This is a genomic window from Actinomycetota bacterium (assembly GCA_040755895.1).
Taxonomy (GTDB): Bacteria; Actinomycetota; Aquicultoria; order Subteraquimicrobiales; family Subteraquimicrobiaceae; genus Subteraquimicrobium.
The window spans coordinates 1-12290 of record JBFMAG010000009.1; the positions used below are offsets into that span (position 1 = coordinate 1).

13 protein-coding genes, 1 tRNA gene and 1 other annotated feature are annotated in these 12290 nt (G+C 45.0%); all 14 genes read left to right on the top strand.

Annotated elements, in window-relative coordinates; genetic code table 11:
* The first annotated feature begins 93 nt into the window (after window positions 1-93).
* The 14 genes from tuf to rplL all read left to right on the top strand — a co-directional run bounded on the left by tuf (window position 94) and on the right by rplL (window position 12174).
* Complete coding sequence (tuf, locus tag AB1466_00320) at window positions 94-1299, top strand: elongation factor Tu (protein ID MEW6188549.1); 1206 nt, start codon at window positions 94-96, stop codon at window positions 1297-1299.
* A 186-nt stretch (window positions 1300-1485) separates the two neighbouring features.
* Complete coding sequence (gene rpmG, locus AB1466_00325; GenBank protein MEW6188550.1) at window positions 1486-1635, top strand: 50S ribosomal protein L33; 150 nt, start codon at window positions 1486-1488, stop codon at window positions 1633-1635.
* A 62-nt stretch (window positions 1636-1697) separates the two neighbouring features.
* Window positions 1698-2903: a TRC40/GET3/ArsA family transport-energizing ATPase gene (locus AB1466_00330; GenBank protein MEW6188551.1), complete on the top strand. Its 1206-nt coding sequence runs from the start codon at window positions 1698-1700 to the stop codon at window positions 2901-2903.
* A gap of 38 nt (window positions 2904-2941) precedes the next feature.
* Window positions 2942-4051 carry a gas vesicle protein GvpJ gene (gene gvpJ, locus AB1466_00335; GenBank protein MEW6188552.1) on the top strand — a complete coding sequence of 370 codons (1110 nt, stop codon included), beginning with the start codon at window positions 2942-2944 and terminating at the stop codon, window positions 4049-4051.
* Between the two features lie 241 nt (window positions 4052-4292).
* The gene (dnaK, locus tag AB1466_00340; protein ID MEW6188553.1) at window positions 4293-6044 is read left to right on the top strand and encodes a molecular chaperone DnaK; all 1752 of its coding nucleotides are present in this window, start codon (window positions 4293-4295) and stop codon (window positions 6042-6044) included.
* Window positions 6045-6057: 13 nt separating this feature from the next.
* Window positions 6058-6948, top strand: a complete 891-nt coding sequence (locus tag AB1466_00345; protein ID MEW6188554.1) for an Hsp20/alpha crystallin family protein — start codon at window positions 6058-6060, stop codon at window positions 6946-6948.
* Window positions 6945-7223: a hypothetical protein gene (locus AB1466_00350; GenBank protein ID MEW6188555.1), complete on the top strand. Its 279-nt coding sequence runs from the start codon at window positions 6945-6947 to the stop codon at window positions 7221-7223. Before AB1466_00345 ends, AB1466_00350 begins: the two co-directional genes overlap by 4 nt.
* 761 nt (window positions 7224-7984) lie before the next feature.
* Window positions 7985-8059 (top strand) — tRNA-Trp (locus AB1466_00355).
* 309 nt (window positions 8060-8368) lie between these two features.
* A complete protein-coding gene (secE, locus tag AB1466_00360; GenBank protein ID MEW6188556.1) occupies window positions 8369-8539 on the top strand; it encodes a preprotein translocase subunit SecE in 171 nt (56 codons plus the stop codon).
* A gap of 30 nt (window positions 8540-8569) precedes the next feature.
* Window positions 8570-9094: a transcription termination/antitermination protein NusG gene (gene nusG, locus AB1466_00365; GenBank protein MEW6188557.1), complete on the top strand. Its 525-nt coding sequence runs from the start codon at window positions 8570-8572 to the stop codon at window positions 9092-9094.
* A 187-nt stretch (window positions 9095-9281) separates the two neighbouring features.
* Entirely contained in the window at window positions 9282-9707 is a 426-nt protein-coding gene (rplK, locus tag AB1466_00370) for a 50S ribosomal protein L11 (GenBank protein ID MEW6188558.1), read from the top strand.
* Window positions 9708-9946: 239 nt separating this feature from the next.
* Window positions 9947-10660: a 50S ribosomal protein L1 gene (rplA, locus tag AB1466_00375; GenBank protein MEW6188559.1), complete on the top strand. Its 714-nt coding sequence runs from the start codon at window positions 9947-9949 to the stop codon at window positions 10658-10660.
* 225 nt (window positions 10661-10885) lie between these two features.
* Window positions 10886-11006: a sequence feature (ribosomal protein L10 leader region), on the top strand.
* Between the two features lie 94 nt (window positions 11007-11100).
* Complete coding sequence (rplJ, locus tag AB1466_00380) at window positions 11101-11646, top strand: 50S ribosomal protein L10 (protein MEW6188560.1); 546 nt, start codon at window positions 11101-11103, stop codon at window positions 11644-11646.
* A gap of 147 nt (window positions 11647-11793) precedes the next feature.
* Complete coding sequence (gene rplL, locus AB1466_00385) at window positions 11794-12174, top strand: 50S ribosomal protein L7/L12 (protein ID MEW6188561.1); 381 nt, start codon at window positions 11794-11796, stop codon at window positions 12172-12174.
* The last annotated feature ends 116 nt before the right edge of the window (window positions 12175-12290 follow it).

Genomic DNA, 12290 nt, shown 5'->3' on the forward strand with positions numbered 1-12290 from the left:
TCTGTCAGTCGGGAGTGGGTAGTCGGTAGTGAATATCTTTACTTACTCCCGACTAAGGAACCACAAACTACCGACTGGGAAAAGGAGGAGGCAATGGCAAAGAAGAAATTCGAAAGGGTAAAACCCCACATGAACGTCGGAACCATAGGTCACGTGGACCACGGCAAGACCATGCTCACCGCGGCCATGACCAAGTGCCTGAACTCCCGTGGGCTCGACGTCGAGCCCAGGACCTTCGAGTCCATCGACAACGCCCCCGAGGAGAAGGAGAGGGGCATCACCATCTGCATCGCCCACGTGGAGTACCAGACGGAAAAGAGACACTACGCCCACGTGGACTGCCCGGGTCACGCCGACTACGTGAAGAACATGATAACAGGTGCTGCCCAGATGGATGGGGCCATCCTCGTGGTCTCCGCAGCCGATGGACCCATGCCCCAGACCAGGGAACACATCCTCCTGGCCAGACAGGTCGGTGTCCCATACATCGTGGTCTTCTTGAACAAGGTGGACCTGGTCGACGACCCAGAACTCCTGGAACTTGTGGAGATGGAGGTAAGAGAACTTTTAAACGAATACGAATTCCCCGGGGATGATACCCCGGTGATCTCAGGTTCGGCACTTAAGTCCTACGAGTGTGGCTGCGGCAAGGAAGAATGTGAGTTCTGCGGCCCGGTCATGGAGCTCCTAAAATCCGTTGACGAATACATCCCCGAACCCAAGAGGGAGATAGACAAGCCCTTCCTGATGCCCATAGAGGATGTGTTCTCCATCACCGGAAGGGGAACCGTGGTCACCGGAAGGGTGGAGAGGGGAAGGATAAAGGTCGGAGACGAGGTGGAGATCGTGGGCATGAGGCCATCGGTGAAGAAGACCGTGGCCACCGGTCTTGAGATGTTCAGAAAGATTCTGGATGAGGCCGTTGCCGGAGACAGCATCGGCGTCCTCTTGAGGGGCATCGCCAAGACCGAGGTGGAAAGGGGCCAGGTCCTAGCCCAACCGGGTTCAATCACCCCACACACCAAGTTCAAGGCCCAAGTCTATGCCCTAACCAAGGAGGAGGGTGGAAGGCACACCCCCTTCTTCACCGGATACCGTCCCCAGTTCTACTTCAGGACCACCGATGTCACCGGGGTGGTCACCCTACCACCCGGCGTGGAGATGGTCATGCCCGGAGACAATGTTGAACTGGAGATAGAGCTGATCACACCCATAGCCATGGAGGAGGGACTGCGCTTCGCCATAAGGGAGGGGGGAAGAACAGTCGGTGCGGGCACGGTGACCAAGATATTGGCCTAATAGTTCACGGTTCACAGTTCACGGCAAGATTAAAGAATTTCATGAACCATGAACTGTGAACCATTAACTTAATGAAGAGGAGGGGGCAAGTCTCCCTCCTCATTTATTGACACCAGATAAAGGAAGTGGTAATTTAAGAACTCGTCTTGTGCAAAATTCATTGAGCCGATAATATAGGTGGTTAGAATGAGACAATTAGTTATTTTAGCTTGCACCAAGTGCAAACGAAGGAATTACACGACAACTAAAAATAAGCAGAACAGTCCGGATAGATTAAGCTTGAAGAAATATTGTAAGTGGTGTCACCAGCACACTTTACACAAAGAAACGCGCTAATCACAGTCGATGAATTATTCGAATTCCCCGCTTGCACCACCCTTTAATGATTGTTCACTGTGATGTTTTTTGATCCCACCGTAGCAGCCATAACAGGATTCAACATTCCTGGGCGCAAAGCTCCTAAAGGAAACGTCCACAAGTTTCTGGACACATTGTCAAAAGATTTGCAGAAAATAAGAACCGTTCTCAGAAATTCAGAAGAGTGTGAATTCGTCCCAGTTACCATTCCAGAGGCACTGAGCATATTAGAAACAGAGAGGCTTCTTCTTACCCTAAAGCAAGAAGGTATTCCGGTAAGAAATATTATCGTAAATCGGGTTCAAGATGAGAAACAGTGTGTCTTCTGTTCAACTAGAAGAAAGAGACAAAAAAACCATCTTACAGAAATCGATGAAAAATTTGCCCCTTATAATCTGATTAGGGTGCCAATGTTTCCTCATGACGTGCGTGGAAAAGAAGCTCTCTTGAAGTACGCTAAAATTTTGATTGGGGATGATTATGAGCATTCATCAAGTCAGCCCGTTGAAGCTTTAGCCAAAGCAGAATCATCTACTCCTGGTGCAATGTCAGAAATCCTGGGTAAGGATTTGCAATTCATTATCTTTGGCGGCAAGGGAGGAGTAGGGAAAACTACGGTTTCGGCAGCCACGGCTTTGTCTATTGCGAGGCATAATCCTGATAAAAGAATACTGGTTTTTTCCACCGACCCCGCTCACTCCTTAGCAGATAGTTTCGCCTGTCCAATAGGAGATGTCGTGACTTCCATAAAAAGTGAAGGCAACCTCTATGCCTTAGAGATAGATGGAACAAGAGTATATGAAGATTTTAGGAAAGAATATAAAGCAAACATAAAAGATGCTTTTGAGAAATGGCAAGGTAGTAATATCGTAGGTGGTAGAAAATGGAAATTAGATTTTGATCAGCAGGTCATGGAGGGGTTTGTTGACACCTATCCACCAGGGCTAGAAGAGGTGCTTGCCTTAGAGCGAATTATGGATTTTGTCGAAAGGAAGGAATACGACTTATACATTTTTGATACCGCCCCCACAGGTCACTTAATTGAACTTCTAAAGTTCCCGGAACTAGTAAGAGAATGGTTAAGGGTTACTTATAGGGCGATTTTGAAGTATCACAGAGATGTTCTCCCTGTAGATAATGTAGAAATTATAAGTAAGAAGATTTTAAATTCGCAAACAACTGTGCAAAAAATGCGAGAGATCCTTACTGACCCTCAAAAAAGCGAGTTTGTTGCGGAAACCATTTAACCAATTACCAAAACTGCTGAGTTGTACGAGGAGAGAAAATGGAACCAACTGGAAATACACACGCTACTTTAGTGGATTTATTGGATAGGGTTCTGGATAAAGGTCTTGTAATTAACGCCGATGTTATTATCTCTGTTGCTGGCATTCCCCTAATTGGTGTTAACTTAAGGGCTGCCTTGGCTGGGATGGAGACCATGCTAAAGTACGGGGTCATGCAAGCCTGGGATGAGAGAACGCGTGCTTGGGAACGGGAACATCGAGGAAAGGAAGAGTTCTCTTTAACCCAAGGGGAAGAAGTTATCCTCAAGATGTTCGGCTCATATTACCATAGTGAAGGAATATACACAGCCTGGAGATCGGGCTATTTTTATTTGACGGATAAAAGGCTCCTTCTTCACCGTCAAGATTTCAATGAAGTCATATTCGAGATACCTTTAGAGGAGATAAAAAGCTTAGTGGTAAAAGAAGAAAAGCATTTTACCAAAGAGGGTAAAGAGGTGCTCTATCTTATAGATCGAACGGATAGAGTCTCTCGGCTCCATACCGCAGAAATGAGCTACTTAAAAGAGGCTATTGAGGAGAGAATAAAGGCCAAAGGGTTTTTCTTGGAGGAAAGTCCAATCCTTCCCGAGTTTGAAAAGGAGCCAATTAGCTTTCTGATGAAGGGAGAAAAGGTTACCCACCGAGGAAAGATGTGGCATCTGATGACCCACTCTGCTCCCGGTGGAGTTATAAGTAGTACGTGGAGACCAGGCCATCTCTATTTGACTAACAAGAGGTTATGTTGGTGGTACGACTCTGATGAGAAAGTAGCCTTTGAGACCCCTATCGATAAAATAGCTGCCTCGACGGTAGAGATAAGAGACGTTGCTGTAACGCTGAAGAAGAAAAAGGCTCTCGACGTTATATATGAAACCTCGCAGGGGAAAAGGGTAGCCTGTTTTTCCGGAGACGAATTAGACCAATGGGATAGAGTAGTTAATCAAATCATATCCAAGCAAGGTACAACCAGTGCTGAGGCTGAGATTGAGACTTGTCCTCAGTGTGGTCGAGAAGCACCGACAAAAGAGCTATTGGAAAAGGGATGCTCAGAGTGCGGCTGGGTTAGCCCAAAATTGAAAAAAAGGTTAGCCCAAGCAGCTAAGTAACTGGTAACTGGTAACTAGTGATTGGTGAGTGGGGATTATGGAATATAGGACTTTTGAGGACTTAGAAGACGGAAAGCAGAGGATGGAGGGCAGAAGACAGAAGACAGAAAACAGAAAACAGAAAACAGAGCACAGATGACAGAAAGTTCTGAATGCTGACTTCTGATCTCTGGTTCTGACTTCTTAGCCCATTTAACTATTTAACCAATTACCAAACCGATGAGTGAAACGGGGAGGTAAGGTGGCTAAGGTAATTGGGATTGATTTGGGAACCACTAACTCAGTGACAGCCTTCGTGGAAGGCGGCCGGGCCACGATCATGCCCAATAGTGAGAATAGCCGATTGACACCATCGGTGGTGGCTTTTACTAAGGATGGAAAACGATTGGTTGGCCAGTTAGCTAAAAGACAAGCTGTCGCCAACCCAGAACGCACCATCGCTTCCATCAAGAGGCATATGGGCTCCGACCATAGGGTAAAGATAGATGGCAAAGAATATACACCCCAGGAGATCTCCAGCTTGATTTTAAAGAAACTCAAAACCGATGCGGAAAACTATTTGGGTGAAAAGATAGAAAAAGCGGTGATCACTGTACCCGCCTATTTTAATGATAATCAGCGTCAAGCAACCAAAGATGCGGGTATCATCGCTGGCTTGGAGGTAATCAGAATCATTAACGAACCCACCGCCGCCTCCTTAGCCTATGGCTTAGATATGGAGGATATTCATACTATCCTTGTTTGGGATTTAGGTGGTGGTACTTTTGACGTCTCCATCTTAGAGTTAGGCGAAGGGGTGTTTGAGGTCAAAGCCGTTAACGGCAATACATGGCTGGGTGGCGATGATTGGGATCAGAGGATAATGGACTATTTAGTGGATGAATTCCAAAAAGAGCATGGAATCGATTTATGCCAGGATAAGATGGCTCTCCAAAGGCTCAAAGAAGCAGCGGAGAAGGCTAAGATTGAGTTATCTACCGCATTGACTACCGATATAATATTACCCTGTATCGCTACTGGTCCGGATGGTCCCCTACATTTGGAAACGACTTTAAGCAGAGCACAATTTGAGGAGTTAACTAAAGACTTGTTACAAAAAATGATTGGTCCCACCAAGCAAGCTTTAGCTGATGCAGAACTTACACCTGAAGAGATTGATAGAGTAGTTTTAGTGGGAGGATCGACTAGAATGCCAGCGGTACAAGAACTGGTAAGATCGCTAATAGGCAAAGAGCCTTACAAAAATATTAATCCAGACGAGGTTGTTGCCATTGGAGCCGCGATTCAAGCGGGTGTCCTGGCGGGCGAAGTGAGGAAAGTGGTCTTAGTGGATGTTACCCCCTTATCTCTGGGCATAGAAACACAGGGTGGAATATTTGCCAAAATTATCGAGAGAAATACTACTATTCCCACCTCTAAGGGGCAAATTTTCACCACCTCTCGTGATAACCAGAGCGAGGTGGATATTCATATCTTGCAAGGGGAGCGGGAGATAGCTTCCCATAATATGAGCTTAGGCAGGTTTCAACTTACAGACATCCCGCCAGCACCCCGAGGAGAACCACGGATTGAAGTAACCTTTGAAATCGACGTTAATGGCATTCTTCATGTCTCTGCCAAAGATATCCATACAGATAACGAACAAAGAATAAGAATCACTTCTTCTAACAGACTCTCAGAACAAGAGATAGAGCGAATGATTAAAGAAGCCCAACTATATGCTGAAGAAGATAAGAAACGGCGAGAGGAAATTCAGATAAGAATTCAAGCAAAGAATATGATCTACGCCGCTCAAGTCTGCATTAAGGAAGCAAAAGATATCGCAGACGAAGCTCAACTGGAAGAAATTGAAAAAGCGATACAGAAAATAAAGGCGGCTTTAGCTAATGGCGAAAGTCAAAAGATTAAATCAGGAACTGGAGAGCTGAAAGAACTAATTGAGGTGCTATCTGGAGAAATTAGAAAAGAGAAGAGAAGTAGGGCATGCAGATAGAGGAGCATTAAAGATGAGGGAAAGCAAAAAACCTCTACTGACTGAAGGTGAACAGATTATCCTGTGGGAGCAAGGAGGGTATCTAAATAATTTACGAGCTGGCTGGAAACTGGGCCATCATTATCTTACCAATAAAAGACTGTTCTTTTCTCAAGCCAAGAGGATTATATTTGAAACACCCCTTGCTTGTATAACAGATGTTACGGTAGAGGAAAAAATCTTTGTGTTCAGGAGAAAGAATGTTATTTGCATATCGTATCGGTGTCCCAGGCTTGAAGGAATATCAAAAGCCTGGATTATAATGGCTAACTTAGAAACTTGGAGAAAAAAAATTCGTGAAATGATAGCGCCTCCCATCGATGAAGAAACTGTAAATCAATTGGCTGAGGGGCTTGATTCGGTAAGTCAGGAAATACTCTGGTATCTTTGGCGGAATGGACACGGGACTATCGATGAGTTAGCTGAGCTTGTTTCAGCTTCCACCCATATGGATGTTTTGCTTAGAATAAGAGAAGTTATCAATCCTGCTGCTGAAAAGATAAGTGGTAATCCAATACTATCATTTGAGAAATCAAAGATTGATCCCGAGACTGGAGAAAAGATTTTATTTAGCTGGTGGCTGGTGGGTCGAAAAACACATGAGGAAATTAAGGAATCACTCTTAGACATTTTTGATGAGGGCGATCATCTTCATGTGGTCATGGAGCTATTGGGTGTCCAGGAAGAGGATATCCTTTTGGTGGTGGAAAAGGACAAGCTCACCATATTTGCGGATGCACAAGACATGAAGTATCACGAGGAAGTTTTTCTCCCTGCTGAGGTATATACCGAGGAATTTACGAAAAGATACAATAACAACATTTTGGAGGTTAGGTTAGGGAAACGTCGGCTCAAGGAGGAGTGAAGCGATTGAAAAAGCCCCGCGCAGAAGGTATACGTTGTCCGTTATTCCAAAGCGGGGAGGAGGCTATAAAGAGGTTAACCAATGAAATCAATGAGGCGACGAGCGTCGAAGAAAAAGCAGCGAAAGCTCAAGATATGATAGAAGAGGTCGATGCGCTTCTGTCTTGTGAGGAATATGACGACAAAAACGTAGATTGTAAGAATTGTCGGGTCATCTCAGAGTTGCGAAAGAGGACAGCCGAGTTGGTTGTGAAAGCTCGAAAGTTGCCATACTAGATGGTAAAAAAATATTTCCACGAGGAATGGGGAGAACGAAGGATTAAAGAGGAAGTCAAGAAATGCTGGGAGCTTAATATCCGTCCCCGGGAGGTATGCCGAAAGTGTCCCGCCTATATTAATAAAGTGCACTGCTGGGAAGCACCTCTCAATAATCCGCGTTCCTGCATCAGGAATTATCACTTATGTGTGGAAAGGAAATGTCCCATTTTTGACAGATATAAACATAGAATTATGAAAACAATAAGAGTTGGGTCGAGAACTAAAGCGAAATGGGAGAGGCAAGAGAAAAGTTAGATAAAGATCGAGTTTACAAGGTAAGTGCATATAACTGTATAAATTGCGGGAGTGCCTTGCATGAATTTAAAAAGAGTTCCGGTTTGGTGGTTAGTCAATGTAATAACTGTGGACATATAAATAAATTTTTTCGCAATGGCTCTCGGCAGTGAACTGAAGTGAAGCTACACTAACCATTACGCCTCAGATGACACTCCAATAGAAAGCTATCTCCTGCCGGTTTTAGCTAGTTTTCTTTCCACTCTTTGGGAAGTCCCAAAGTGAGAAATTGATCTATTGTCAAAGGATCCATTCTATGTTAATCTTTTTCTACTTTTTGGGTAAAATCCTTAAAGAATGCTAAATATTCTCTAAACATGTTATAATGCCGCAATGAGGTGGCAGGGGGAATTTCATTCTACTTAAGGTCGCAGCAAATTGACTATGGGAAACGCGCTAGGCTATACTATTCTTGGTTGTTGAGAAGGCCTGTAGCTCTAACTGGATAGAGCACCGGACTCCAAATCCGGGGGTTGGGGGTTCGAGTCCCTCCAGGCCTGCATTTTCAAAGTAGTGATCACCCTCTTGCACGGCGGACATCACAGGGGGTGACAGCGAGCGGAGCGAGCGTCCTCAGGGGGACGGAGTCCCCTTAGGAAGGCGTGAAGCGCCAGGGGGGTTCGAGTCCTTCCAGGCCTGCATTTTCAAACTCTGTCGATTCTGTCTTACCGATAAAACAATATTGAATCATATATATTTTTAATCGAAGCAAATTTGCTGCAAGATCACGGATTCTAATGACGCAAGCCATTTAAGAGGTTGAAGCTTTGGCAGAGAAAAAAGGAATAGTCAAGAGACTCTTTAAATATTTGAAGGAAGCGAAATCCGAGCTAAAGAAAGTCATATGGCCTTCCCGCAAGGAGATTATTTCCTCGACAATCTTAGTTTTGGTGACTGTTCTATTTTTTGCTTTATTAATAGGGAGTCTTGATTTTCTCTTTGCACAATTAATAAAATTAATTTCGCTCAAGCTTCTTTAGGAGGTGCAGATTTTGCGACAGATTAAGGCTATGGCGAAGAAGTGGTATGTCGTTCACACATATTCTGGTTACGAAAATAAGGTCAAGACCAACCTGGAACGCCGCATCGAATCCATGGACATGAAGGATAAAATCTTCCAGGTGGTCATCCCCACTGAGGACATCATGGAAATAAAGGGTGGGAAGAAGGTTGTTTCTCCGAAAATGGTTTTCCCAGGCTATCTCCTCGTACAAATGGAATTGGATGATGATTCTTGGTATGTGGTTCGAAATACTCCTGGGGTGACTAGCTTTGTTGGTACAAGTGCTCGCCCCACTCCCCTCTCGGATGAGGAAGTAGAAAGGATTCTCCACAGAATCAAAACGGAGAAACCAAAACCAAAAACCGAGTTCGTGGAGGGTCAAACGGTGAAAGTTATCTCGGGTCCTCTTGCAGACTTCACGGGTACCATAGCCGAGATCAATCTCGATCAAAGCAAACTTAAAGTTTTGGTCAATATTTTCGGCCGGGAGACCCCCGTTGAGCTCACCTTCGATCAGGTCGCCAAGCTTTAAGCGTAATGTTCACGACACATTGGTAACACTTATATATTTTGGGGCATCCCTCTGAATGCTAGCTGCTGCGAGCTCATAGCTCGAAACTGATTTATTTTTTACTATGAACCGTGAACGGTGAACCATGTAAGAGGGAAACCATGTCTACGATTGATACATTTAGTTGATAGTTTCGGAGGGGTTGTTAATGGCCAAGAAAGTAATAGGTGTGGTAAAACTCCAGATTCCCGCCGGGCAAGCCAATCCGGCTCCACCAGTTGGACCGGCTTTAGGGCAATATGGCGTCAATATAATGGAATTTTGCAAGGCCTATAATACCCAAACTGCGTCTCAAACGGGTACGATCATACCCGTGGAAATAACCATATACGAGGATAGGTCATTCTCCTTCGTTACCAAGACGCCTCCAGCTTCCATTCTCCTCAAGCAGGCTGCGGGGATAGAAACGGGCTCGGGTGAAGCTGGTCGGCAGAAGGTGGCCACGATCTCCAGAGAAAAAATCAAGGAGATCGCTCAACTCAAAATGCCAGATCTGAATGCAAATAGCATCGAAGCAGCCATGAGGATAATAGAGGGGACCGCGAAAAGCATGGGCATTGAAATTAAGGACTAGTAGGCGAAGGTTGGGGGTTCGAGTCCTCCAGGCCTGCAACTTCAAACGTTGTGGTCTCACTTGCACGATGGAAGGAAGCCAATGAGGGCCCCAACCTTAAGGGGGTTTGGGGGAAGGATTTCCCAAGCTTTTGGGGTACAGCGAACGGAGTGAGCGTCATAGGGGCGGAGCCCTTTGAAGCGAAGCGGGTAAATTTTTGAGACGCCTCACTTTGGATGCCGATATATCGAGGAGGAAAATTGAAAAGAGGGAAGAAGTACCAGGAAGCTTTGAAAAAAATCGATAGAAGTAGGTTATACACGCCGCTGCTGGCAATTAGGTTGTTAAAGGAAAATGCGACTGCGCGCTTCGACGAGACCGCCGAGGTTCACATCAGGTTGGGGGTTGATCCTCGTCAAGCTGATCAACAAGTCCGAGGTACAGTGGTTCTACCACATGGTACGGGGAAAACTGTTCGAGTACTCGTTTTTACTCAAGGTGAAAAAGCAAAGGAAGCTGAAGAAGCGGGAGCGGATTATGTGGGAGACACTGAGCTCATAGAGAAAATTCAGAAGGGGTGGCTCGACTTTGATGTCGCCGTTGCCACACCGGATATGATGGGTAAAATTGGCAAATTGGGTAGGATACTCGGTCCTCGTGGGCTTATGCCCAACCCCAAAGTGGGTACGGTAACTTTCGATATTGGAAAAGTGGTCAAGGAGATTAAAGCCGGAAAGATCACCTATAAAATCGATAAATTTGGCATAATTCATGCTCCTATTGGAAAAATTTCCTTCACGGAAAAGGAATTGGTTGAGAATTACGCCTCTCTCCTTGAGGATATCCTTAAGATGAAGCCAGTTTCAGCTAAAGGAAAGTATTTAAAGAGCATCACCATTACCTCAACGATGGGACCGGGAATAAAGGTTGATCCAAGCAAGACTAGAGACTTGCTGGAGGAAGAGGCGGTATAATGGGTCGCCTGTCGCGGTTGCAAAATACCGGTAATTTATACATGGGTCATAATTTCAGAATTTGCTGCATGATTATCTAAAGAGAAAAATATTCGGTGATTTATGACCCACTTATCGGTAATTTTTAAATGTTGAAATGGGCGTCCCGAGAATTGGTATCTTCACAAGGTTTGACTCCCAAAGATAGTTTTGGTAAGTTTTCAGTTGAATATATTTTTCGCTAACTAAATATACTTTTGAAGACCGTAGACAGTAGGTGCCTTAAGGGCTTAATCATACCTACCGAGGTCTTGTGAGTTTCCATATTGGAGACCTCTAATCTACGGAGGTCTTTTCATTTGAAGTCGAAAGTTAACAGCTCGTTTCACTTGCTAATCACGAGTCAAGGAAATTTTTGATTTTGGTCTTTTGACTCTTGACTGATTTTTTAGGAGATAATTATGGTTCGACCTGAGAAGAAAAGATTTGTTGAGGAGATCAAAGAAAAGTTACAGCGGGCCGTGGGAATAGTTTTGACCGATTTTAAGGGTCTCAACGTTCATGAACTATCCGAATTGCGTAAGCGCCTGCGGGAACAGGGGATTGAATATAGGGTTGTTAAAAATACGCTCATTCGAATCGCAGCCAGTGAGTCCAATTTAGGGGAATTGGAAAAATATCTTGAAGGTCCCACAGCTCTCGCTTTTGGCTTTGAGGATCCGATCTCTCCAGCAAGAATCCTTTTGGATTTCTCCAGAGAGCATGAAACCCTCGAAATCAAAGGCGGAGTTTTAAATGGTGAAGTAATCGACGCCACTCGGGTTAAAGCCTTAGCTCTTCTACCATCGAGGGAAGAACTTGTGGTGAAATTGTTGAGCTCTCTCCAATCGACCCTTTATGGTTTGGTGAATTCCCTCAATGCACCCTTTAGGGGACTCGTTATGACCTTAAATGCTCTGTACAGCAGAAAAGCTGAAACGTTGGCTAGTGAGCCGTTAGCCCGTTAACAAGGAAACAAATATAACTCGAATTCCTTGAAGATTGGGAGGTGAAAGAGATTGGCGAAAGAAGCAAAATCAGCAACGAAATCGGAAGCAAAATCGGAGACCAAGACCAAGGCTAAGAAGGAGACCAAGAAGGAAGCGAAGAAAGAGATGAAGTTAACCAAGGAGGACATTTTGGAAGCCATAAAGGGTATGACCGTCATCGAGCTCTCCGAGCTGGTAAAGTCTCTTGAGGAGACCTTTGGGGTTACCGCCGTTGCCGCGCCTGTCGCCGCTCCGGTGGGAGCTCCTGCAGCAGAAGCTGCACCGGCTGAGGAAAAGACGAAATTTGACGTCATACTCCAAAGTCCGGGAGAAAAGAAGATCCAGGTCATAAAGGTCGTTCGAGGCATCACCGGTCTTGGTTTAAAGGAGGCAAAGGCATTGGTTGACGAAGCCCCAAAGCCTGTGAAAGAGGGTATCCCAAAGGAGGAAGCCGAAAAAATCAAAGCTGAGCTTGAGGAAGCGGGAGCAGCAGTCGAGGTCAAATAATCAAATTCTGTAATTTTGATTTTTGATCTTCACATTTTAAATTTGTGGTGAAGCGTGCACGTGAGCTTAGATTGTTGACCCCTTTGTCTTCTTGGGGTCAGCTATTTGTATGATAT